Origin of the sequence: Vibrio sp. ED002 (genome assembly GCF_023277445.1) — a bacterium.
Lineage (GTDB): Bacteria > Pseudomonadota > Gammaproteobacteria > Enterobacterales > Vibrionaceae > Vibrio > Vibrio jasicida.
This window is the reverse complement of the sequence record NZ_CP080238.1, coordinates 3049794-3074532: the sequence shown is the minus strand read 5'-3', so window position 1 is coordinate 3074532 and position 24739 is coordinate 3049794. Positions and strand designations below refer to the sequence as shown.

At 45.4% G+C, this 24739-nt stretch carries 16 protein-coding genes; 12 read left to right on the top strand and 4 right to left on the bottom strand.

Features of this window, described 5'->3' with window-relative positions:
• Window positions 1–239 precede the first annotated feature (239 nt).
• Window positions 240–1427, bottom strand: a complete 1188-nt coding sequence (gene tyrS / locus ITG12_RS14325; protein WP_038865855.1) for a tyrosine--tRNA ligase — start codon at window positions 1425–1427, stop codon at window positions 240–242.
• Window positions 1428–1557: 130 nt separating this feature from the next.
• Here tyrS and ITG12_RS14320 point away from each other — a divergent pair, with 130 nt between their 5' ends.
• Window positions 1558–2847, top strand: coding sequence for a peptidoglycan DD-metalloendopeptidase family protein (locus ITG12_RS14320; protein WP_042603158.1), 1290 nt, complete (start codon window positions 1558–1560; stop codon window positions 2845–2847).
• A gap of 42 nt (window positions 2848–2889) precedes the next feature.
• Here the strand turns inward: ITG12_RS14320 and ITG12_RS14315 are convergent, their stop codons facing one another.
• From ITG12_RS14315 to erpA, 3 genes are all read right to left on the bottom strand, one after another.
• The gene (locus ITG12_RS14315; RefSeq protein WP_038878954.1) at window positions 2890–6024 is read right to left on the bottom strand and encodes an efflux RND transporter permease subunit; all 3135 of its coding nucleotides are present in this window, start codon (window positions 6022–6024) and stop codon (window positions 2890–2892) included.
• A 9-nt stretch (window positions 6025–6033) separates the two neighbouring features.
• Window positions 6034–7149, bottom strand: coding sequence for an efflux RND transporter periplasmic adaptor subunit (locus ITG12_RS14310; protein ID WP_038878953.1), 1116 nt, complete (start codon window positions 7147–7149; stop codon window positions 6034–6036).
• Between the two features lie 114 nt (window positions 7150–7263).
• Window positions 7264–7605, bottom strand: a complete 342-nt coding sequence (erpA, locus tag ITG12_RS14305; protein WP_005439421.1) for an iron-sulfur cluster insertion protein ErpA — start codon at window positions 7603–7605, stop codon at window positions 7264–7266.
• 246 nt (window positions 7606–7851) lie between these two features.
• On the opposite strand from erpA, the gene hemL reads away from it, so the two are divergent.
• The 11 genes from hemL to ITG12_RS14250 all read left to right on the top strand — a co-directional run bounded on the left by hemL (window position 7852) and on the right by ITG12_RS14250 (window position 24731).
• A complete protein-coding gene (gene hemL, locus ITG12_RS14300) occupies window positions 7852–9147 on the top strand; it encodes a glutamate-1-semialdehyde 2,1-aminomutase (protein ID WP_038865849.1) in 1296 nt (431 codons plus the stop codon).
• A gap of 359 nt (window positions 9148–9506) precedes the next feature.
• Window positions 9507–10592 (top strand): AI-2E family transporter, encoded by a 1086-nt coding sequence (locus ITG12_RS14295; protein WP_038865847.1) that lies wholly within the window; start codon window positions 9507–9509, stop codon window positions 10590–10592.
• Window positions 10593–10668: 76 nt separating this feature from the next.
• Window positions 10669–11694, top strand: a complete 1026-nt coding sequence (rsmC, locus tag ITG12_RS14290) for a 16S rRNA (guanine(1207)-N(2))-methyltransferase RsmC (RefSeq protein ID WP_038878952.1) — start codon at window positions 10669–10671, stop codon at window positions 11692–11694.
• Window positions 11695–11923: 229 nt separating this feature from the next.
• Window positions 11924–15310 carry a response regulator gene (locus ITG12_RS14285; RefSeq protein WP_038878951.1) on the top strand — a complete coding sequence of 1129 codons (3387 nt, stop codon included), beginning with the start codon at window positions 11924–11926 and terminating at the stop codon, window positions 15308–15310.
• Window positions 15311–16127: 817 nt separating this feature from the next.
• On the top strand, window positions 16128–17810 hold the full coding sequence (locus tag ITG12_RS14280) for an ABC transporter substrate-binding protein (RefSeq protein WP_038865843.1): 1683 nt from the start codon (window positions 16128–16130) through the stop codon (window positions 17808–17810).
• 170 nt (window positions 17811–17980) lie between these two features.
• Window positions 17981–18967, top strand: a complete 987-nt coding sequence (locus ITG12_RS14275) for an ABC transporter permease (protein ID WP_038865841.1) — start codon at window positions 17981–17983, stop codon at window positions 18965–18967.
• 2 nt (window positions 18968–18969) lie between these two features.
• Complete coding sequence (locus ITG12_RS14270; RefSeq protein ID WP_038878949.1) at window positions 18970–19995, top strand: ABC transporter permease; 1026 nt, start codon at window positions 18970–18972, stop codon at window positions 19993–19995.
• A 2-nt stretch (window positions 19996–19997) separates the two neighbouring features.
• Window positions 19998–20981, top strand: coding sequence for an ABC transporter ATP-binding protein (locus tag ITG12_RS14265; RefSeq protein ID WP_005386550.1), 984 nt, complete (start codon window positions 19998–20000; stop codon window positions 20979–20981).
• Between the two features lie 49 nt (window positions 20982–21030).
• On the top strand, window positions 21031–22026 hold the full coding sequence (locus ITG12_RS14260; RefSeq protein WP_038878947.1) for an ABC transporter ATP-binding protein: 996 nt from the start codon (window positions 21031–21033) through the stop codon (window positions 22024–22026).
• A 72-nt stretch (window positions 22027–22098) separates the two neighbouring features.
• Window positions 22099–23838, top strand: a complete 1740-nt coding sequence (locus ITG12_RS14255; RefSeq protein ID WP_038878945.1) for a glycoside hydrolase family 9 protein — start codon at window positions 22099–22101, stop codon at window positions 23836–23838.
• A 2-nt stretch (window positions 23839–23840) separates the two neighbouring features.
• Entirely contained in the window at window positions 23841–24731 is an 891-nt protein-coding gene (locus tag ITG12_RS14250) for an N-acetylglucosamine kinase (RefSeq protein ID WP_038878943.1), read from the top strand.
• Window positions 24732–24739: the final 8 nt, after the last annotated feature.

Here is a 24739-nt window from a genome sequence, read left to right as displayed (position 1 = left end):
CAGGTAAGGCGGAGATCGCCAATACCGAAGCAGGTTATTTCGCTCCCTTAATCTTACTCACCCAGCAACTGGGAGGATGGTCGGTATTGTTCATGTAAATCTCCGATAAAGCTGCTCATTTTGCAGCGCGCGTATAGTAACAAAGTTCATCTGTTTTTACAGTCAATGTCACACGATTTCACTAAATTTTAATACAAAAAAAGCGCCGAGTAGGCGCTTTCATTTTGGGCAGTTATTGATTACTTAATAGTAATACGTGCAAATTTGCGTTTGCCAACTTGGAATACGTAAGTTCCAGATTCTGGCGCAAACTTCGCATCAGCAACTTTCTCGCCTTCAATCTTAGCTGCGCCTTGTTTAACCATGCGCATTGCTTCAGAAGTTGAAGCACATAGACCTGCTTCTTTCAGTAGGTTTGCTACTGGTGTGCCCGCTTCAAAATCAAACTCAGGCATTTCATCTGGAATTTGGTTCTTAGCAAAACGGTTCACGAATTCTTGCTCTGCCGCATCAGCATCCGCTTCACTATGGAAACGAGCAATGATTTCTTTCGCTAGCAGTACTTTGATATCACGAGGGTTCTTACCTGCTTCCACATCAGCTTTGAACTGTGCAATTTCTTCCAATGGACGGAAAGACAGTAGCTCGTAGTAGCTCCACATTAGATCGTCAGAGATAGACATGATCTTACCAAACATTTCGCTTGGCGCTTCGCTAATACCAATGTAGTTACCAGAAGATTTAGACATCTTCTTCTCACCGTCTAGACCAACAAGCAGTGGCATCATTAATACCACTTGTGGTTTTTGACCGTGAGATTTTTGCAGTTCACGACCCATTAGTAGGTTGAACTTCTGGTCAGTACCACCAAGCTCAACGTCTGTTTCCATTGCTACTGAGTCCCAACCTTGCAGTAGTGGGTACATAAACTCATGAATAGCGATTGGCTGACCACCTGCGTAACGCTTTTTAAAATCGTCACGTTCTAGCATACGTGCAACCGTTTGGTTTGCCGCTAGACGAATCATACCCTCGGCACCAAGCTCAGATAGCCACTCAGAGTTGAACTGAATCTTAGTCTTAGCCGGATCAAGAATCTTAAATACTTGCTCTTTGTATGTCTCTGCATTGCGCAATACGTCTTCACGGCTAAGTGGAGGACGCGTTGTGTTCTTACCTGTTGGGTCGCCAACCATTGCAGTGAAGTCACCGATTAGGAACGTCACTTCATGACCTAGCTCTTGGAACAAGCGAAGCTTATTGAAAATAACCGTATGGCCTAGGTGGATGTCAGGTGCTGTTGGATCGGCACCGAGTTTAATACGTAGAGGACGGCCTTCTTTTAGTTTCGCGATCAGCTCTTCTTCTGGAATCAGCTCTTCAACACCGCGCTTAATCTCGGCTAATGCAGCTTCAATGCTCGCCATTCTTGTTCACTCCCACAGATTTGGCAAAAATATAATAGCTGAACATCTTACTTGAATAGCGATGCATTTTGAAACACGTTAGACTAGGTAGTTGTCAATTTTTACGTTTAATTTAGCAATCAAGTACCTTATGCATTCGATTTTTGTCAGACTCCCACTCTTGCACAAAGTATTGATCGGCTTTTTTAGTGCCCTCATCATCTTTGCACTATTCTTTTTGCCTGATCCGCAAGACCTCGACCCGCAGCAAAGCCGACTCAAAGTTGGTGAGCACTATTCGGTACCAATTTCTGTAGAATCTCCCGAGCGCAGCGCCTCTTCTAATCTTCCTTCTGTTTTGCGTTGGGAAACCTACAAAGTCAAAAATGGCGAAAGCGCTGCCGTCCTGTTTAATCGTGTAGGGCTCTCCCCTCGTCTTCTTCACGAACTCATCACTTCAGATAAAGAGATCAAAGCGCAGCTTACTCGGCTTCGTCCCGGAGACCGATTGCAATTTGGTTTTGATGAAAATAACGATTTTATACAGCTAAAACGTACATTGAATGCTTTTGAAACTTTCCGTATCAAGTTGCAGGGAAGTAAATACGTCTCTGAAGTCGACAAAAAAGAAGTCGACTATCAATACAACTACGCCGAAGCGACGATTAAATCTAACTTCTGGAATGCTGGTATTTCATCGGGATTGAATGCAAATCAAATCATGGAGCTGGCGGGAATCTTTGGTTGGGATATCGACTTTGCGCTGGATATTCGTAAAAACGACACCTTCCGAGTACTTTATCAAGAAGAGGTCGTCGAGGGCGAAGTCATTGGACGTGGTAAGATCATCGCCGCAGTCTTTAAAAACCAAGGTGACACCTTCACCGCGATTTTAGATGAGAAGAGTGGTAAGTACTTCGACGAAAATGGTCGAGCAATGAAAAAGGCCTTCTTACGTGCGCCTCTGGATTTCCGCCGTGTAACCTCAAACTTCAACCCTCGTCGCCTTCACCCAGTAACCGGGAAAGTTCGCCCTCACCGTGGTACAGACTATGCAGCACCAGTTGGTACTCCAATTTGGGCTGCGGGCAACGGCGTAGTGCTTAAGTCGGCTTACAACAAATTCAATGGTAACTACGTCTTCATTAAACACAGCAATACCTATGTGACTAAGTACTTACACTTAACCAAACGTATGGTGAAGACAGGTCAACGTGTTAAACAAGGACAAACGATTGGTACTCTAGGTGGTACTGGACGAGTAACCGGACCTCACCTGCATTATGAGTTCTTAGTAAACGGCGTACACAAGAACGCAAGGACGGTAAAATTGCCGCAATCGAAATCTTTGACGGGGAAAGCAAAGCAAACCTTTATGGCTAACGCGAAAATCAGCATGGCGAAGCTTGACCGTTACAGTAAGTTACTCGCAATGAAATAATGTTGAGTGATGCGAGTAAAAATTGAATCACCAAGAGGCAGCCTAGGCTGCCTCTTTTGTTTCTGTTTGAGAATCATCAATATTATGCTCACGTCCAAGCATTAGCAGGCAAGGCGTTAAAACCAAAGTCAGCACGGTCGCAAATGCCAAGCCACCAGCAACTGCGGTTGCTAATTGTGACCACCACTGGGTACTTGGTGCGCCAAATTCAACTTTTTGATTCACCAAATCGATGTTCATTTCTAACACCATTGGCAACAAACCTAATATGGTCGTCACTGTGGTAAGCAACACAGGGCGCAAGCGCTGAACCCCAGTCCGTAATATCGCGTCTGACTTTTCTAGACCACGTTTACGCATTTGGTTATAGGTGTCGATCAATACGATGTTGTTGTTTACAACAATACCAGCCAACGCAATCACCCCAATACCCGACATAATGATGCCGAACGGTTTTTGGAAGATGAGCAAGCCAGCAAACACACCAACCGTAGAGAACAGCACAGCACTTAAAATCAAAAATGCTTGGTAGAAGCTGTTGAATTGAGTAATCAAAATCAACGCCATCACACCTAGTGCAACCATAAAGGCACTTTTTAAAAACGCAGAAGAGTTTTCTTGCTCCTCGTTTTGACCGCGAATTTTAAACTCAATACCAGCAGGCAAGCCCAGCTGCTCTACTTCTGCAGCTATCTTTGGTAATTCAAGAGCAAGGTTATAGCCTTCAACCATGTCTGCTTTGATGTTCACTACGCGTCGGCCATCAACACGTCGAATTGTATCTTGCTTGTGGTCTGGCTTAATCTGCGCAAAGTTCGTGATCGGCACTAAGCCGGCCGCCGTTTTTACACGTAATTGGTCAAACCGACCGATATCCCGCTTCTCTTGCGGATAACGCACTAAGATATCGACTTCTTCATCGGCATCATCGGGCAGATAATCACCAATCTTCAAACCGTTAGTCACAAACTGGACAGTATTACCAACCAAAGTCGCATCAGCGGCAAAGCGAGAAGCATCGTCCCTGCGAATATCAATCTGCCAGTCAATCCCCTCTTTATTAGTGGTATCACTCAAGTTAGTTAAAGCGGGATTGCGATCAGCCCAGTAACGAACCATTTTGGCCGCACTGTCTAACTGATCAATGCTTGAGTTTTGTGCCGACATTTCAATGACGAGATCATGCTCTACTGGCGGACCAGCATCGGGGAATTTGTACTCCAACTCTACACCTGAGAATTGATTAGTAGTCTGTTTGAGCTCTTCAATGATGTCTTTCACTTTGCGACGATATTGCCAATCGACAGGCGTAATCTGAATCTGACCAATCTCATCACCATCATTTGAATCCGTTCCGGTACGCGTATAGACACTCTCAAACTCATCGTGTCCTAGCATGACTTTTTCGATCTCTTTCATCACGACGTCTTTTTCGTTGATCGATAAATCACCGTAAGAACGCACCTTGACGGTAAAGAATGCAGGATCTACCTCTGGAAAAAACTCCGCACCTAAGCCAGCTTTGCTGTAAGTAAAACCGACTCCACCCGCAAGCAATATCGCACTAAGTAACACTTTAAGTGGGTGCTTAATCGCAATCGACAACGTACGATAGTAAAGCTTTGTAATGCCCGTCGCTTTCTCAAACTCTCCGTTGTGCAAGTCAACCATCTCTTGCTGGCTTTTCTGGTTAACAGCTTGAGGCTTACCGATGATTCCGCCTATAACCGGCACAAATAACAACGCCATTACAAGAGAAGCAGTCAAGGTTGCAATTAAGGTTAATGGTAAATACTTCATGAACTCGCCAGTAATATCTGGCCAAAAGAGTAATGGAGCAAATGCGGCGAGAGTGGTGGCCGTAGAAGCTGTAATCGGCCATGCCATACGTTTTGCAGCATCACGATAGGCTTCTTTACGTGGTATACCCTCTTGCATCCGCCTATCGGCAAACTCTGTCACGACAATTGCCCCATCAACGAGCATGCCGACTGCCATGATGAGAGCAAACAACACAACAATGTTGACCGTTAAGCCAAATACCGACAGAACTAATAACCCCGTCAGGAAAGAACCCGGAATAGAGATCCCAACAAGCAACGCCGTTCGAACCCCAAGAATTGCAATGATAACAATCACCACAAGAATGATTGCCGAGAGAATGTTGTTTTGCAGATCGTTGAGCATCAGTTTGACGTCATTAGACTGATCCCACGTGTATTTGACTTGTAGGTTATTCGGCCACTCTGAACGCTTTTGTGCCTCGAGCATTACTTGTTTGACTAACTCAACTGTCTCAATGATGTTTTCACCCGCGCGCTTTTTGACGTTGAGAACAACAGCAGGATTACCATCTAAGCGAGCAAAACTCTCAGGATCACGAAACGCCCTACGCACCGTCGCCACATCTCCAAAGGTAATCACCTCTTTGCCATTAACTTTAATTGGCAACTCTAAGACGTCTTTTAAAGAATCAAAAACAGAAGGGACTTTAACTGAGAAACGACCATATCCCGTATCGACAAAACCTGCTGCTACGACACGGTTGTTTAACGCGATCAAGTTGTAGATATCCGCTTGATCCAAACCGTAGCTTTCCATCAGCAATGGATCGACGACGATCTCTACAATGTCCTCCCGATCTCCCGCAATATCGACTTCTAGCACCTGACGATAGCTTTCTAATTTATCGCGAAGTACACGGGCAATTTGTACGGTTGTACGTTCTGGTACAGTCCCGTAAAGCACAACCGTAAGTACTGGTTCTTCAGAGGCAAATGTGACTTCATTTACGGTCGGTTCATCGCTGTCTTCTGGCAACTTCGGCTTAGCTAGATCGACAGCATCACGCACATCGGCCATTGCTTCAGCAAGATCGACGCCTACACTGAACTCTAACGTCACAGAGGCATGACCTTCTGAAGCCACAGCGGTCATTTCTTTTACGCCTTCAATCGAACGCAACTCTTGCTCTATTGGGCGTACCAATAAGCGTTCTGCATCTGTTGGTGAAATCCCCTGATGCCCAACAGAAACATAAATGATTGGGATAGTGATGTCGGGACTCGACTCTTTGGGGATCGTGATGTAGGTGATCACACCTGCAATCAAAATCATCACCAACAAGGTGAGCATGGTACGTGCACGCGATAACGCAGCATCAATCAAAGCAAACATATTGCCTCCTTACTGCTGATTCGCGGCTTCGATGGCATCATCCACCTTCGTCGCCATCACTAAATCACCATCACGCGCAAAACCTTGTCCGAGCACAATGATATCAACTTGGTCGCCCAATCCAGACAGCCAAACGCCATCTTTTTCGGCTTTCACAAGTTGAATAGGTACAAAGTTGACATGCTGATCACGCAGTGTCTTGATGCCAAGGTTGCCTTCTTCATCGAGCGCGAGCATCGCTGCGGTTACTTTTACGGCCAACACTTCGCTCAAAGACAACACAACTTCGGCACTGATCCCCGCAGGCATTGCACTCTCACGGTTATCAATTTCGATCTCAATGGGGAACGTATTGGTTGAAGTCGAAGACACACGTCCGATATAAAGAATTGTGCCTTGGTGGTGGACGTTGTTGATAGTGCGAACGTCAGCGACTTGGCCTTCTTTTAAATACTGAATGTGACGCTCGCTCACATCCGCCTCGATGACTAACTTTTCAAGGTCAATAACGGTAGCAATCGGATCGCCAACACCAACAAAGTCACCAACTTCAACGAATCTATGGTCAAGAATGCCATCGAAAGGCGCTCTTACTTTGGTGTTTTTGAGTGCAGTTTCAACGTTACTTAGGCTTGCTCGAGCATCAACCAAGGCAGCTTGTGCTGTGGCAAACGCAACTTCACCCTGTAAGCCTCGATTTCTCAGAGACTCTGCGGCTTTAAACTCTTTTTCTTTAACACGCAGCATCGCTTTAGCGCGTTTGAGCTGAATATCGAGGTCACGTTCATCAATATTGGCAATCACCTGCCCTTGTTTCACGCTTTGCCCTTTTTGCACATTCAAACTGATGATCTTACCTGCGACTTCAGCCCCTAGGCGAGCTTGTCGATTTGGTGCAGTGCGACCGTACAGTTCAATGGTTTTGCTGGTTGGTTGGGCGGTAAAAGAGTTGAACATCACCTTAGCAACAGGTGTGTCTTCAGATTGAGAGTTTGAAGGAGAAACCGTTTCGTCTTTTGCTTTAAGTTGACCCATTGCGAGCCAAGCAGCTAAAGCGATCACAAGCGTTAGAGAGACTAGCCATGGACGCTCTACAATACGACGTCCAAAAGAAGATCCAGACATACAAAGTCCTTTTTATTTTTAGCTCGCAGCTCTCTTTGGAACTGGGAGTGCGTTTACGTGACTTCCTGCTACGTAAAACTCAGGCAGCCAATTGGCTGCCTGTTGTCGTGTTAATTAAACACTGAATGATGCACCACAACCACAAGTTGTCGTCGCATTTGGGTTATTGACGAAGAAGCGAGCTCCTTCTAAACCTTCTGTGTAATCAACCACGCCACCGATTAGGTATTGCAGGCTCATTGGGTCTACAACCAGTGTTACACCGCTGTTTACGATTGTTGTGTCGCCTTCATTTACGTTCTCATCAAATGTGAAACCGTATTGGAAACCACTACAGCCGCCACCAGTAATGTATACGCGTAATTTCAGCGCTGGGTTTTCTTCTTCCGCAATCAACGTTTGAACGCGAGATGCCGCGGCATCAGAAAAAGACAATGGTACGTTTACTTCGCTCACGAAGACCTCTCTCACTCGTGTAATGCGTCAAGCCTGAAGCAAGACGTCAAATTTATGCTAATTAGAGCGATTATCCAATACCTGACCAACTCGTTCAAGTATTCACCGCCGATTCTTTATATCCGATGCTGATATGTAAGATTACAACGCCAGACTACACATAAATTACCCAAAACGTTTCTAACTTGAAATTAGCTAGGTACAATGCGCTCCACTTGGTCCGAGCAATCAAAAGAGGATAACCCCATGACCAAATCATCAGAGCTATATCAAAAGGCTCAGCAAACCATTCCTGGCGGTGTGAACTCACCAGTTCGTGCATTCAACGGCGTTGGCGGTTCTCCGCTATTTATCGAACGAGCAGACGGTGCCCTGATTTTTGATGCCGATGGTAAAGCGTACATTGATTACGTTGGCTCTTGGGGTCCTATGATTCTAGGTCATAACCACGCAGTTATCCGTCAAGCAGTTATCGATGCAGCACAACGCGGTCTAAGTTTTGGTGCGCCAACTGAGATGGAAATCGCAATGGCTGAACTTGTGTCTGAGCTCGTGCCATCAATGGAACAAATCCGCATGGTGAGCTCTGGCACAGAAGCTACCATGAGTGCTATCCGTCTTGCTCGTGGCTTCACAGGCCGTGACAAGATCATGAAATTTGAAGGTTGTTACCACGGCCACGCTGACAGCTTGCTAGTAAAAGCGGGCTCTGGCGCACTAACTCTAGGCCAACCAAGCTCTCCTGGCGTTCCTGCAGATTTTGCTAAGCATACGTTAACGGCAACATTCAACGATCTAGATTCAGTCCGTGAACTGTTCGCTGCAAACAAAGGCGAAATCGCTTGTATCATCGTTGAGCCAGTTGCGGGCAACATGAACTGTATTCCACCAGTAGAAGGCTTCCATGAAGGTCTACGCGAAATCTGTGACCAAGAAGGTGCACTACTGATATTTGATGAAGTAATGACAGGTTTCCGTGTTGCTCTTGGTGGCGCGCAAGCACACTACAACATCAAACCAGACCTAACGACACTAGGTAAGGTTATCGGTGGTGGTATGCCAGTGGGCGCTTTTGGTGGTCGTAAAGAAGTCATGCAATACGTAGCGCCAACAGGCCCTGTTTACCAAGCAGGCACGCTTTCTGGTAACCCAGTTGCAATGGCAGCAGGCTTTGCATGTTTGAACCTTCTAAAAGAAGAAGGGAACGAAAAGCGCCTAGCAGCAAAAACTAAGCAACTTGCACAAGGCTTCAAAGAACTTGCCGACAAACACGGCGTGCCATTGGTAGTAAACCAAGTGGGCGGTATGTTTGGCTTCTTCTTCACTGACCAAGAAACCGTAACGTGCTACGAAGACGTGACTAAGTGCGATGTTGAGCGCTTCAAACGTTTCTTCCACCTAATGCTAAAACACGGCGTATACCTAGCGCCATCGGCATTCGAAGCAAGCTTCACTTCTCTTGCACACGGCTCAAAAGAGATCGATGCAACATTAGAAGCGGCAGATCGCTGTTTTGCAATTCTGGCAGAAGAAGCGAAGTAAGCTTTTCTCCCCAGAACATCAATACTAAAAAGGACCTTCACGGTCCTTTTTTATTGCCTGCATTACGCTTGCCAGTTAAAAATCACTAAGATAGCTAACACGCCAAGAACGATACCAAACCACGGAATACGCTTAGTTTTCTTTTCACTCTGACACTTCTTGTCACCGTTACAACAACCCATTTTTCTATCTCTTGATTGATAACTGCCTGATTTGTGGTCATTATAACAAGGTCCGTTGCACCTTCCCAATTCGGCTATGTCATAAGCTTGAAAGAATCGTCGGTGCAAAGTAATAAAGGTTTGACGCTGTGGTATAGAGCGCTAGCCGTAACATCATCCGTAAGTTGGATTAATCCCATGCCGAACAATGTAAAAATCACGTCGAGTCACCGAGTGTTAGTTGTTGCACTACTCGCCGCTGCTTTTGCCTGCTATTTATTGGTTGAGCCCTATGTAAACTCAATCGTAATGGCCTTTATCATCTCGCTACTTATGTTCCCAATACATGAGTGGTTTGAGAGCAAAATGCCTAACCATAAAAACTTGGTCTCGCTACTCTCTTGTGTGGTTCTAACCTTTATTATTGTGATTCCATTGTTGTTTGTCTTTGCTGCTATCGTTCAGCAAGGTTCCGTCTTTTCTCAAAACACCTATAAGTGGGTGACCAATGGTGGAATCCAAGATATCTTCCAACACCCTTGGGTAGTCAAAGGTTTAGCACTGGTTAATGAGTACTTACCTTTCGATAAAATAGAACCTCAAGCTATCGCAGAGAAGATTGGTCAATTCGCCACATCATTTGGTTCAAACCTTGTAGCTATTAGCGCAAAAATCCTCGGTGATGCAACGAACTTCCTAATGGATTTCTTCCTAATGTTGTTCGTTTTGTTCTTCCTACTGCGTGACCACGACAAGATCATCTCGGCGATGCGCCATATTCTGCCGCTCTCTCGTAGCCAAGAAGACAAAATACTGACCGAAATTGAGCAAGTATCGAAATCTGCAGTTATGGGCTCGTTCTTAACCGCAATAGCGCAAGGTTTCGCTGGCGGTATCGGTATGTGGCTTGCTGGTTTCCCGGGCTTATTCTGGGGCACCATGATGGGCTTCGCCTCTTTCATTCCAGTGGTCGGTACCGCACTGATCTGGATTCCAGCAGCAGCCTACTTGTTCCTGACTGGTGACACCACTTGGGCAATCTTCTTGACGGTGTGGAGTATCGTTGTCGTTGGTTCGATCGATAACCTATTACGTCCATTGCTAATGCAAGGCAGCGCAGGCATGAACACGCTAATGATCTTCTTCTCGCTGCTGGGTGGTCTGCATCTATTTGGTTTAATTGGCCTTATTTACGGTCCACTGATCTTTGCCGTGACCATGGTTCTATTCAATATCTACGAAGAAGAGTTTAAAGACTTCCTCAACCAACAAGACAATAGCTAACAACCGCTTATTCACTTCAAGCTTGGGCCAGATTATGCGAAAATCTGGCCCTAATTATTTCTGATGAACCAAATTTATGTCTGCTTATATCGCTCCAAGCCAAATAGCTCAGCGTCAACTCGAGTATTTTAACGGAAAACACGTTTTAGTTGCTGGTGAAGTAGAAGACTTATTTCCACTGGAACTGGTGGATCACTGTGAGTCTGTTGAAGTATTCACTTCAAACTACAGCTATTACCGTCAAATCAGTACTTCTGAAAAAATCAAAAGCCATTTTGGTTCAGAGTTTGATGCCGATACGCAGGCAGACATGGTGTTACTTTACTGGCCAAAAGCAAAGCCAGAGGCGGAGTACCTACTCGCTATGTTAATGGCGAAGCTAGGCATCAACACTGAGATCGTGGTCGTCGGCGAAAATCGCTCCGGCGTGAAAAGCATTGAGAAAATGTTTAAAGACTATGGTCCTGTGAAGAAGTACGACACGGCTCGTCGTTGTTCATTTTACTGGGGAACATGCTTGAGCGAGCCAAAGCCGTTTGATCAAGCAGAATGGTTTAAATCTTATACCATTACTCTTGGAGAACAATCCGTTGAAGTAAAAAGCCTTCCAGGTGTATTCAGCCATGGTGAGTTTGACTTGGGTAGCCAATTACTTTTAGAAACGTTGCCAAACCTGTCAGGTAAAGTGCTCGACTTCGGTTGTGGTGCAGGTGTTTTAGGCGCATTTATGGCGAAAGCCAATCCAGAAATTGCGATTGAAATGTGTGACATCAACGCGTATGCCATCACTTCAAGCCAAGCAACACTCGAAGCGAACGGGTTATCAGGTCGTGTTTTTGCCTCAGATATCTATTCAGACACGGCTAAAGACTACCGTTTTATCATTAGTAACCCACCATTCCATAGTGGTTTAGACACCAACTATAACGCTGCCGAAACCTTACTTGGACAAGCACCACACTACATGACACGAGGTGGTGAAATGATCATCGTTGCAAACAGCTTCTTGAAATACCCCCCAATTATTGAGCAAACATTCAATAATTGCGAGACGCTAAATAAGACCAATAAGTTCTCGATTTACTACGCGAAAAAACCTTAGCCTCTCTATTGCGCAGGTGAAATCCTGCGCACTTCTTACTTAAATTTCATTCAACTCTTCGAAAAACTGCGTCACTCCCCACGCTTTGCAATCAACTTTCTTGTCAAAGAAAAAAAACTCGTTAATTTTGTTAATTCTATCGAATCTAACTTCTTATCCGTTTTTAACGAGAACCTTGGCAAGCCCTAGTAATTTGGTCGCTGCCCTTTTATGAGTTGTAATCTTATTCATGTTTAAATTCTACAAAAAGCAGAAATTTAAGCGCCTGCAAAGCACGCTAATGACCGCGTTTTTGGTTCTTAGTATCACGCCTTTGACGATCACTGCGATTTTCTTCCTGCAGTCACACAGTAAAGATCTTCAAGAACAAAGTACCTCACACCTACTTTCTGTGCGTGACACGAAGCAACAACAGATCATCGACTACTTTGCGGCTCAAGAAACTGAGGTCATGGGCTTTGTTCGCTCAGAATTGGCGTATGCCAGTGGTGGTCGATTCTATGGTTTAGTCAATGCATTCAGTCGCCTAGGGCATGATATTGACGAAGCAAGAGAGAACGCACAGCAACGTTATATCCAAGGCAGTGGCGACCAGATAAAAACTTCAATTTTGCCAGAGTCCTCTAACTATGTTGGTAGTGAGCGTTATCGCCTATTACATAAACGCTACCACTGGGCGTATCTAGAACTGTTAAAGCGCTCTGACTTCAACGACATCTTGTTGGTCGACATTGACGGTAACGTGACTTATTCAATCAATAAAGATGACAATTACGGCACAAACTTACTGACTGGCAGCTATAAAGACAGCGCCTTGGGCCGAACATTCAAACGTCTGTCGGAGGACGTTAATGCGCGTCGTAAAGTCAATGAAGATTACACACCTGTTGTGTTTTCTGACTTTGAGATCGAAAACGGTAAGCAAGTCGCCTGGCTAGGTGCGCCGATTGTTCAGCAAGGTTACCTGCACAGCTATGCCATGTTCCGACTACCAAACAATGGCATTACAAAGCTAATTGCAGAAATTAACCGTGATTCTTCTATTGAGACTTTGTTGGTTGGCAGTGATCACAAACCTCGTACAATTAACACCAAGCAAGACAACATCCAAAACAGCCTAGAAATTATCGACAAAGCACTCGCGGGCGAAACCGAAGTAGGCACTTACAGCAACCGCTTAGGTGAAGAGATGATCGCGGCGTTTGCACCCATTGAAACTCGTGGTCTAACTTGGGCGCTAGTCGTACAGCTTCCTGAAAAAGAAGCGTTTGCCCGTGTCCATCAGCTTGAGAAACTGTTTGTGATTGCGATGTTGATTGCAATTGTATTAGTCGTTATCGCTTCACATTACTTATCTAATTTCATCACTTCGCCGCTACTCAAGCTTACTTGGGCAGCAGAGAAAGTGTCTGCTGGTGACTTAGATGAGACGACCTTTAATACTCAGCGAAAAGATGAGATCGGGCGTCTTGCGATCAGCTTTGAACGTATGCAGCGCTCAATTCGAGAAAAGATTCAAACGATTAAACAACAAAACGAAGAGCTTGAGAGCAACATTAAGTTGATTCAAAAGCAAAACGAGGAGTTGCAATTAGCAGACAAACTCAAAGATGAATTCTTAGCAACTACGTCTCACGAATTGCGGACACCGCTACACGGCATGGTGGGGATTGCAGAGACATTGGTATCTGGCGCAAACGGTGTGATTCCTGCGAGCCAAAAATACCAGCTAGACATCATTATTAAGAGTGGTCAGCGCTTGGCAAATCTCGTTGATGATTTATTGGATTATCATAAGATGCGCTATGGCAGCATGGATATCCAAAAATCAGCGGTAAGCTTAGCAAGTGCAACACGTTTGGTACTGGAACTCTCTGGCCACCTGTTAGGTAACAAAACAATCCGCATCATTAACCAAGTCCCTGCGGACTTAAAAGCGGTCTCTGCCGATCCACAACGTATAGAGCAAGTGCTTTACAATTTGATTGGTAACGCAATTAAGTACACCTCAGAAGGTAAAATTGTCATCTCCGCAAATGTGGTGGACGATCAGGTGCGCGTCCAAGTCGTTGATACTGGCCAAGGTATCCCAGCGGAACATTTGGAGCACATCTTTGAACCGCTCATTCAGGCGGGCCAAGATGCAAGTCGTTACCGTCAGGGTGCAGGACTCGGCCTATCCATTAGCCGTCAGCTTATCGAGTTGATGGGCGGCTCACTGTATGTAAGTAGTCAACCAATGGTAGGAACAACCTTTAGCTTCACTTTACCTCTTGCAACAGAAGAGGAAATAAAAGCAACACAAACTCTGGCGGCTCGTGGTCACTTCCAAATCCCTGAAGCAAATTTGGAAAACACCGACGACTTATCTCTGCCAGAAAACCCGGATGGTCCACTACTCTACGTCGCAGATGATGAACCAGTAAACTTACGCGTTTTAGAGAGCTTCTTACGATTGGAAGGCTATCGAGTGCGTACGATTTCAGATGGCCCTGATACGCTAGCGTTAATTGAACAAGAGAAACCAGAGCTGTTGCTATTGGATATCATGATGCCAGGCATGAGTGGCTACCAGGTATGTAGCGAGTTACGTAACACTTACGACCACGCAGAACTGCCGATCATCATGTTAACGGCATTAAGCCAGACAGAAGATCGTGTAAGAGGCTTCGAGGCTGGTGCAAATGATTACTTGTCCAAACCATTTAATAAACAAGAACTAGCCGCTCGAATCCAAGCGCATTTGACAGCAAGCAAAGCCGAAATGCGTCACATGGAAAACAAGTTGCTTGAATCTGAGCTGCGTCAACGCGCAGAAGTCGAAGCCAGTTTACTTGAAACACAAGGACGTTTGTTAGAGCAACTTGAATCTGCTCCAGAGGCCATCATCTGTTTGCGAGAAGACCAACGAATTCGCTTTGCCAACGAGGCGGCTTGTAAACTCTTCAAACGCAGCCTAGAACAGTTAAAACGCTCATCAGCTGATGAACTCATTGCGCCAAAATTCTTAACCGTCAAGCAACCACACTACTGTGGCAAGATTGATATCTACATCGAAGATATCCGTCAAAACATTGAAGCAGACATTCTCAAACTGCCAGAAGGCTCTGGTTTAGACGTTATGTACATCTTTAACGTTGGTGGTGGAGCAAACGCAGCACGTATTCATAATCTGGAAACCGCAGTAGAAGTTCTTTCATGCTATGCGTTCGATGGAGACAAAGATCAACTACAAAAACTGAAAGAGCTGGGCGGAGAGTTTACTCGTCTTGCCGACAAAGCATTAGGCAATAAGAAAGATAAACAAGAGTTGATGCGTGAAGTACTGGTTGATGCGATGACACATGCTTTAGAATACTGGGAGTCCGTTACAGGAGAAACCAAGTTTGCTTTCGCTGAGCAAAGTGGCTTTTGGCGTGTTTACCTAGACCGCAGTACATTACAGACTCGAACACTTGATAAATACATGCGCATCGAAACTCTGCCAAAAACACCACGCTGGAGAACCGTTTTAAACTCGATAGAGTTTATTCTTGAGCACTGTAAAGAACAAAGCCCAGAACGTGCTTACATCGAAGCACAGCGGGACAAACTGCAAAGGCTCCTCACGAGCTAAGCATGCCTATTTTAATTCAAGCCCTGCCTCGCGCAGGGCTTTTTTTGATAGTAAAAGCAGCCACCCTAGCTTCCACAGCAATGCTCAAATGTATTCACCTCATTCACCACTCAATAATGAACCACTTTCCCACCTCAGTCCTTCCTATAAGACTTGGAAGCAACATATCAGAATCATTTTTAAAAGACGATTAAACCAAGTTTTTTCTGGGTTGAGCGACGGCAAATAGCATCGTGTCATTTCGAACAAATACGCAGAAAAAACACTTCCTTTCCCCCATAAAAAAAGCATAATCAGCCGCCAAATTTCATCGCCGAAATGGGCTGTTTTTTACTTTTAAAGGGAAAATTGACCAACAATTAACGGAGATTGCGAAGTCAATCACAACAGAACGGCAGATTAAATTTCACCTAGTTAATTAACAAAATTTTCGTGTGTGAGCCAGATCGCCAAAGCAAAGAGAATGCAAAACAAACATACAATAAAAGACCTATGAAGTAAGCAACCACTAACACACAGTATTTGTGCGGATATAAACTGCGACACATATCAACGTTTGTTTTTTAGCCTACAGAGACTTAAAAACGAACAAAATGACGTTTGTAACGTAGTTGGCTTAGTTTTTAACGTTTTTAACGGGAATCGAGTTTGATTATTTTATGGATAAGGTGTTTTCTTAGTCCTGCCTAAGGCCTACAGGCCACTCTTAGAGCGACACAATTTGAAGTGTAGTGAAGAGGTGGGCCTTGGAGAGTGTTTATCAATTGATGACATTCAATTCCATTAGTGAAATGAAAGCAAATAGTAAGGAACAGCTATGCTTGCCAATATTAAAAAAACAGCACTAGCAACAGCAATTATTGCAACGGCTACTACAGGTTTTGCATCAGTAGCTACAGCCGCTGAGCGCAGTGAACTGACTATCCACCCTAAAGAGTTTACAACTTTTGTTCGTAACTTTAACCCTTTCTTGGGTGCAACTAACCTGCACACAACTACTGACTTTATTTACGAGCCTCTAGTTGTTTTCAACGAAATGCACGGTAACACACCGGTATTCCGTCTAGCAGAAAACTTCCAAATGTCTGACGACCTAATGAGCGTAACTTTCGATATCCGTAAAGGCGTAAAATGGTCTGACGGCGAAGCGTTTACCGCTGATGACGTTGTTTACTCTTTCAACCTAGTTAAAGAGAAGCCAGAGCTAGACCAATCTGGTATCAACTCTTGGGTAACTGGCGTAGAAAAAGTTAACGATTACAAAGTTAAGTTCCGTCTAAGCGAAGCAAACTCAAACGTTCCTTACGAAATTGCTAAAGTACCAGTTGTACCTAAGCACGTATGGAGCAAAGTGAAAGATCCATCAACATTCACTAACGAAAATCCAGTAGGTTCTGGCCCATTCACAGTGATCGACACTTTCACTCCTCAGCTGTACATCCAGTGTGAAAACCCGAACTACTGGGATGCAGCGAACCTAGACGTTGACTGTCTACGTGTTCCACAAATCGCAAACAACGACCAATTCCTAGGTAAAGTTGTAAACGGTGAGATGGACTGGACTTCTTCATTCGTTCCAGATATCGACCGTACTTACGCAGCAGCGAGCCCTAAACACCACTACTGGTACCCGCCAGCAGGTACACAGGCATTCGTTGTAAACTTCAAGAACCCAGATGCAGCGAAAAACGAAGCACTAACTAACGTTGACTTCCGTCGTGCATTCTCTATGGCTCTTGACCGTCAAACTATCATTGATATCGCTTTCTACGGCGGCGGTACTGTGAACGACTTCGCATCTGGCCTTGGCTACGCATTCGAAGCTTGGTCTGACGAAAAGACTCATGACAAGTTCAAAGCTTACAACTCATACAACGCTGAAGGCGCTAAGAAGCTTCTAGCTAAAGCTGGCTTCAAAGACGTAAACAAAGATGGTTTTGTTGACACTCCATCAGGTAAGTCTTTCGAGCTTCTAATCCAATCTCCAAACGGTTGGACTGACTTCAACAACACTGTACAGCTTGCTGTTGAGCAACTTGCAGAAGTCGGTATCAAAGCACGTGCTCGTACACCAGATTTCTCTGTGTACAACCAAGCTATGCTTGAAGGTACTTACGATGTTGCGTACACCAACTACTTCCACGGTGCAGACCCATACACTTACTGGAACAGTGCTTACAACTCAGCACTTCAGTCTGGCGACGGTATGCCTCGTTTCGCGATGCACTTCTACAAGAACGATAAGCTAGATGGCCTACTTAACAGCTTCTACAAAACAGCTGATAAGCAAGAACAGCTAGAAATCGCTCACGGTATCCAGCAAATCATCGCTCAAGACCAAGTGACTATTCCTGTATTGTCTGGTGCTTACATGTACCAATACAACACAACTCGCTTCACTGGTTGGTGGAACGAAGAAAATCCTAAGGGCCGTCCAAACATTTGGGCTGGTATCCCAGAACGTCTACTTCACGTATTGGATCTAAAACCAGTTAAATAAGTAGAAGTTCATTTCTAGCGGCACACATCCCGTGTGCCGCCTATAAAAATCCCCTTGTGACCAAACCAACATATGGCGCTCGTCGTCAGGGGATTTTTCGCTCTAAATTTCGCTAGGAGCGACCTGAAACCAGAAACAGGGAAAAAATCTGGGTGAGTAAGGTGTGAGTTATGGGTTATTTTTTAAGACGTTTGTCGTTCTATCTTGTCGCGCTCTTGGTTGCAGCGACGTTAAACTTCATTATTCCGCGAGCAATGCCTGGTGACCCAGTTACCATGATGTTTGCTAACGCATCAGTACAGGTAACACCAGAGCGAATCGCAGCAATGAAAGAGCTGTTAGGTTTCGTAGATGGTCCAATTTATGTTCAATACCTGTCGTACATTAAAAACATTCTAAGCTGGGAGCTAGGTACTTCTATCCAGTTCTACCCGCTTTCAGTTAACTCTCTACTAGGCAGTGCATTTGGTTGGTCACTATTCCTAGCTGGTACGGCAGTTGTGCTTTCATTCTCTATTGCATCTGTACTGGGTATCTTTGCAGCATGGAAACGTGGTAGCAAATACGATGCATTTGTAACGCCTGGAACGCTGATTATCCAAGCAATCCCGCAAATGGTTATCGCGATGCTAGCGCTGTTTATTTTTGCAATCGGTCTTAAATGGTTCCCATCTGGTTACGCTTACACACCGGGTACCATTCCTGACTGGACAAGTTGGGAATTCATAAAGGACGTTGGTTATCACGCGGTTCTTCCATTGTTCTGTGCAACGATTGTTCAGATTGGTGGCTTCCTAGTAAATATGCGTAACAACATGATCAACCTTCTTGCTGAAGACTACATCACGATGGCAAAAGGTAAGGGTCTAAGCCAAAACCGTGTTGTATTTAACTACGCTGCACGTAACGCGCTACTACCAAGTGTTACAGCACTTTCAATGTCTCTAGGTATGGCAATCGGTGGTCAGCTTATCATCGAGATGATCTTCAACTACCCAGGCCTAGGCACGGTGCTTCTAAACGCAATTCACGCACGTGACTACCAAGTACTTCAAGGTCAGCTAATTATCATGACAATGTTCATGCTGTGCTTCAACTTAATGGCTGACATGCTGTACATGATTCTAGACCCTCGCCTACGTAAGGGAGGCAAATAATCATGAAAGAACTATTTAAACTGATTTTAGGTAACGCGTTCGCACGTGTTGGTTTAGCCATTATCGCTTTGTTTATCTTTGTTGCAGTGGCTGCTCCTTTAATTACTCAACACGCTCCTGACAAACGCACGGGTAACCCACATGAATACCCTGGCTTTGTTGTAAAACAAGCGCAAAACAACCCTGATGGCTGGGTTGCTAAAAATCTAGCCGACGACCGTCGTACGCTTATCATGTCGAAAAAAGCGGACCACGTTCTAGGTACGTCTCGCATGGGTCGTGACATTTGGTCTCAAGTGGCATACGGCGCGCGAGTATCTCTAGGTGTTGGTTTCGGTGCGGGTATTATCGTGTGTTTCCTAGCAACAGTTATCGGTATCTCAGCAGGTTACTTTGGTGGCCGTGTTGATGACGTATTAAGTGCTGCCATGAACATCATGCTAGTTATCCCACAACTGCCATTACTGTTCGTACTTGCCGCCTTTATCGGGGAGGCTGGGCCACTCACCATTGCATTAATCATTGCCGGTACCTCCTGGGCTTGGGGTGCACGTGTGGTTCGAGCTCAAACCATGGCCTTGCGTGAAAAAGAATTTGTTAAAGCGGCTGAGGTTCTTGGTGAGTCATCTCTTCGTATCATCTTCGTTGAGATTCTACCAAACCTTATCCCAATCGTAGGTGCAAGCTTCATCGGTTCAGTAATGCTAGCAATCAACACGGAAGCTGTAATCTCGTTCCTAGGTCTGGGCGATGCGAACACCATCAGTTGGGGCATCATGCTGTACAACGTGCAAACCTCATCGGCGATGTTAATCGGCGCATGGTGGGAAGTTCTAGCTCCTTGTATTGCACTAACGTTACTGGTTACAGGTCTTGCTCTACTTAACTTCGCCGTTGATGAAATTGCGAACCCGCAGCTTCGCTCTCACAAAGGCATGAAGCGCTGGAAGAAACTAGCAGCAAAAGACAAGAAAGAGCGTGAGCCTGAACTGGCACCACAAAATGCACTATGGAGCGGAGATAAATAATCATGACTGCACCACTAATTTCTATCCGTAACCTATGCGTAGACTACATTACAGATGCGGGCGATGTCCGCGCCTGTAACAACGTCAGCTTTGACATCGCACCCGGCGAAGTATTCGGCCTAGCTGGTGAATCAGGCTGTGGTAAATCGACTGTTGCCTTCTCGCTAATGCGCCTTCATAAGCCGCCTGCGTTTATCACTGGTGGTGAGGTTATTTTCAATGGCGAAGATATCCTCCAGTACAGTGATGACCGGATGCAAGCGTTCCGTTGGAGCGAAATGTCGATGGTATTCCAGAGTGCGATGAACGCTTTGAACCCTGTTCTTACTATGGAAGAACAGTTCTGCGACGTCATCATGCGTCATACCAATATGACGCGTGCTCAAGCAAAAACACGAGCTGAAGGTCTGCTGGAAATCGTTGATATCCACCCAAGCCGCTTAAGCGACTACCCACACCAGTTCTCTGGTGGTATGCGTCAGCGTCTAGTAATCGCAATCGCTTTGGCTCTGAATCCAAAAATGATCATCATGGATGAACCAACTACCGCACTAGATGTAGTAGTTCAACGTGAAATTCTACAAAAGATTTACGCGCTTAAAGAAGAGTTTGGTTTCTCAATCCTGTTCATCACGCATGATTTGTCTTTGATGGTCGAGTTCTCTGACCGTATCGGCATCATGTACTCAGGTGAATTAATTGAAGTTGCACCTTCTAAGCAGATTCTGGAGAGTCCTTACCACCCTTACACCAAAGGTTTGGGTAGCTCTTTCCCTCCACTAACTGGTCCAAAGACCAAATTGACTGGTATTCCGGGTAACCCGCTGAACTTGCTAGAAGTGCCACAAGGTTGCCGCTTCCAAGCTCGTTGCGACCGCGTACATGAAGCATGTACACGAGTACCAACGCAACTACGTCAAATTGAACCAGGTCGTCTCTCAAATTGTCATTTGTACGGCGACACCATTGCTCAAGCTAAGGTTTAACAACAAAAAATAACGCTAGCTAAGAACAAAAATTACACTGGAGAGAATTATGAGCAAACAATTCGGCGAACTGCTGATTGAAGGTAAAAATGTCGTTAAGGACTTCCCTTTAAACAGTAACTCAATCAAACAATCTAAGATGCGTGCAATCAACGACGTATCTTTCAAAATGTACAAGAGCCGCGGCTTGTCAGTGGTAGGTGAGTCTGGTTCAGGTAAGTCTACTACTGCAAAAATGATTGCTAAAATGTACGCACCAACCGATGGCATCATCGAGTACAAAGGTCGTGATATTCAAGACATCACCTCTCGTCACGATTTGATGACTTACCGTGAAGGTGTGCAAATGGTATGGCAAGACCCGTTTGGCTCGCTAAACCCTACACACAACATCTTCCACCATATTGCTCGCCCACTTCTGATCCACAAGAAGGTATCACCGGGCAACAAAAAAGAGTTGGAAGAGCGCGTGTACAACCTACTAGAACAAGTTGGTCTGATTCCACCAAAAGAAACGGCGCAAAAGTTCCCACATCAACTCTCTGGCGGTCAACGTCAGCGCGTGAACTTGGCTCGTAATATTGCGGTTGGAGCAGAAGTGGTACTGGCTGACGAACCAACATCAATGCTTGACGTATCAATCCGTGCCGGTGTTCTTAACCTGATGGAAGAGATGAAATTTGAGAAACAAATGTCTCTTCTTTACATCACGCACGACATCGCGACAGCGCGTTACATCGCTGAAGATCTTGCGGTTATGTACGTCGGCCACATGGTTGAGTGGGGTGACACAGAGGAAATCATTCACGATCCTCAACACCCATACACGCAACTACTGGTTTCTGCCGTTCCTGATCCATCAAAGTCAATCCACGAGAAGTTGAAAGGCAACAAAGGCGAAATCCCACTTTGGACGCCAGAATCAGTTGGTTGTCCATTCGCAGGACGCTGTGTTCATGCCACAGACAAATGTCGTGAGCGACTGCCTGCTGTAACTCAGCTATCTGACAACCACTTTGTTCGTTGTTACTTATTTGAAGATTAATCATAACGAGGGTCAGGTATAAACCTGGCCCCTTTTTCCCTTTATATTTTATTGTTTCCCGGAGAAACTTGAATGCTGCTACTGACTAACCACATTGGTTACGAGCGTCTGGGCCCTAAAAAAGCGATCATCCAGACAAGCCAACCACGTCTGTCTTCTTATACTGCTTTATTGGTTTGTGCGGACAGCCACCAAACTGTCGCTACGCTAACAGTGGAAAAGCAAGGCAAAGTAGCGAGCTGGCATCAAGGTCATTTCTATCTTGTAGACTTTTCTTCATTTAATACTCCCGGTAACTACTACCTTCGTTTCGATCATTTGCGTTCATCTCACTTTGAAATTGGTGAACATATTCTTCTCGATCAAACACTATCTGACGTGGTCCACTACTTTAAGTCTCAACGTTGTGGTGGCATTTTTGATCAACAAGATCGTCAAGTTCCACTGCTAAATTCCGACGAAACCGCAGATGTTCACGGCGGTTGGTATGACGCTTCAGGCGATGTCAGTAAATATCTGAGTCATTTGTCATACGCAAACTACCTAAACCCACAGCAGACACCAATGGTGGTGTGGAACATATTGAAAGGTTTGTCTCTGCTTGAAGGCAACGACAAACTGGCTAAATTCACTTCTACTCGCCTTATTGAAGAAGCCCTGTTCGGTGCAGACTTCCTTGTTCGTATGCAAAACGAAAAAGGCTTCTTCTACATGACCGTGTTCGACAAGTGGAGTAAAGACACAGCTCAACGTGAAATCTGCGCCTACGAAACCCAACTTGGTCATAAGTTTGATGACTACCAAGCCGGTTACCGACAAGGTGCTGGCGTTAGCATTGCGGCATTAGCTTCAGCAGCACGTCTGGAGTTTCACGGTGAGTTCGACCAACAAAAATACCGTAATGCAGCAGAAAACGGCTACTGGCACTTAAAAGAGCACAACACCCAATATCTAAACGATGATGAAGAGAACATCATCGATGAATACTGCGCATTGCTTGCAGCCGTTGAGCTATTCAAGACCACCAAAGAAACACGCTACCTAGAAGACAGCCGCGTATGGGCAAATCGTCTTTCTGCTCGTCAAATGAGTGATGAGCACATTCAACATTTTTGGGCTGCCAATCATGATGGCAGCCGCCCTTACTTCCATGCGGCAGAAGCAGGGCTTCCTGTTATCGCACTATGTGAATACTTGGCGATTGAAGACGACTCTGAGCGCGCTTCAGTAGCAAAACAAATCATAACTCAAGCCTGTGAGTTTGAAGTCTCTATCACCAATAGAGTGAAGAACCCATTTGGTTACCCACGCCAATATGTAAAAGGCGTAGACGAAGCGAAGCGTGATGCGTTCTTTGTGGCACACAACAATGAATCGGGTTACTGGTGGCAAGGTGAGAATGCTCGCTTAGGTTCACTGGCAACCATGGCGTATTTGGCACAACCATTTATTGAGTCAGAAATTCTAAAGCAACAGCTTTCTAAACTCGCACAAGATTCTATCAACTGGATTGTGGGGCTGAACCCGTACGACATGTGCATGTTGGACGGTCATGGTCGTAACAATCCGGACTACCTTCCTCAATATGGTTTCTTCAATGCAAAAGGTGGCGTGTGCAACGGCATCACCGGCGGTTTCGAAGATGAGGAAGACATTGCATTTAATCCACCAGCACAGAAAGACGACATGCTTCAGAACTGGCGTTGGGGAGAACAATGGATCCCGCATGGCGCTTGGTACCTACTCGCAGTAATGAGTCAGGCTCAGCACATTTCGACTTTAGCGAACTCTCAAGAAATTAAGGAGCAATAACCATGGGGATGTATTTTGTAGGTATTGACGGCGGCGGCACTTCATGCCGAGCCCGTATCAAAGACGCGCAAGGTAACTTCATTGGTGAAGCGAAAAGCGGCAGTGCAAACATCATGCTGGGAGCGGAAGTCGCAATGGCATCCATTCTTGAATCAATAGCTTCAGCAGCGCAGCAAGGCGGCCTAACTCAGCAAGACTTTGCCTCTATGCACGTTGGCTTAGCTCTTGCGGGAGCTGAACACAAAACCTCTTGGCAAGCATTCATGGCTTTGGAACACCCATTTGCCAGTATGACACTCAACACTGATGCTTACGGTGCTTGTATTGGCGCGCACAGCGGTAAAGATGGCGCAATCATGATTGCTGGAACCGGTTCTTGCGGTATTTTCCTGAAAGGCCTTGAGCAGCACGTTGTTGGTGGACGTGAGTTCCCGATCTCCGACCAAGGCGGCGGCGCAGTAATGGGATTACGCCTGATTCAACAAGTCTTGCTAGCAGAAGATGGCATCCGTGAAAAAACACCTCTAGCAGCGCATGTCATGGCTCATTTTGAAAATGACATCGACAACGTAGTGGCATGGTCTAAACAAGCTCTACCTCGCGATTACGGTCAATTTTCTCCAGCAATTTTCCAACATGCAGAACAAGGTGATGCACTAGCGATTGAAATGCTTAAGCAGACCGCTGCCGATATTGAGATGTTTCTGGTTGCGTTAAACAAACGCGGGGCGACTCGTATTTGCTTAATGGGCAGTATTGCTGAACGCATCCTGCATTGGCTGTCACCGCCCGTTCAACAATGGGTGGTAGAGCCTCAATTTGATGCGATTGAAGGCGCTATTATGTTTGCTGGTAAACCAGAGCATAACCTTTACGCCGTGAGTGTTGAGTAGGAGTGAGC

Excerpts from the sequence above, each read along its gene's own strand:
- tyrS (WP_038865855.1), bottom strand. The coding sequence starts at position 1,427 with ATGGCGAGCATTGAAGCTGCATTAGCCGAGATTAAGCGCGGTGTTGAA.
- ITG12_RS14320 (WP_042603158.1), top strand. The coding sequence starts at position 1,558 with ATGCATTCGATTTTTGTCAGACTCCCACTCTTGCACAAAGTATTGATC.
- ITG12_RS14315 (WP_038878954.1), bottom strand. The coding sequence starts at position 6,024 with ATGTTTGCTTTGATTGATGCTGCGTTATCGCGTGCACGTACCATGCTC.
- ITG12_RS14310 (WP_038878953.1), bottom strand. The coding sequence starts at position 7,149 with ATGTCTGGATCTTCTTTTGGACGTCGTATTGTAGAGCGTCCATGGCTA.
- hemL (WP_038865849.1), top strand. The coding sequence starts at position 7,852 with ATGACCAAATCATCAGAGCTATATCAAAAGGCTCAGCAAACCATTCCT.
- ITG12_RS14295 (WP_038865847.1), top strand. The coding sequence starts at position 9,507 with ATGCCGAACAATGTAAAAATCACGTCGAGTCACCGAGTGTTAGTTGTT.
- rsmC (WP_038878952.1), top strand. The coding sequence starts at position 10,669 with ATGTCTGCTTATATCGCTCCAAGCCAAATAGCTCAGCGTCAACTCGAG.
- ITG12_RS14285 (WP_038878951.1), top strand. The coding sequence starts at position 11,924 with ATGTTTAAATTCTACAAAAAGCAGAAATTTAAGCGCCTGCAAAGCACG.
- ITG12_RS14280 (WP_038865843.1), top strand. The coding sequence starts at position 16,128 with ATGCTTGCCAATATTAAAAAAACAGCACTAGCAACAGCAATTATTGCA.
- ITG12_RS14275 (WP_038865841.1), top strand. The coding sequence starts at position 17,981 with ATGGGTTATTTTTTAAGACGTTTGTCGTTCTATCTTGTCGCGCTCTTG.
- ITG12_RS14270 (WP_038878949.1), top strand. The coding sequence starts at position 18,970 with ATGAAAGAACTATTTAAACTGATTTTAGGTAACGCGTTCGCACGTGTT.
- ITG12_RS14265 (WP_005386550.1), top strand. The coding sequence starts at position 19,998 with ATGACTGCACCACTAATTTCTATCCGTAACCTATGCGTAGACTACATT.
- ITG12_RS14260 (WP_038878947.1), top strand. The coding sequence starts at position 21,031 with ATGAGCAAACAATTCGGCGAACTGCTGATTGAAGGTAAAAATGTCGTT.
- ITG12_RS14255 (WP_038878945.1), top strand. The coding sequence starts at position 22,099 with ATGCTGCTACTGACTAACCACATTGGTTACGAGCGTCTGGGCCCTAAA.
- ITG12_RS14250 (WP_038878943.1), top strand. The coding sequence starts at position 23,841 with ATGGGGATGTATTTTGTAGGTATTGACGGCGGCGGCACTTCATGCCGA.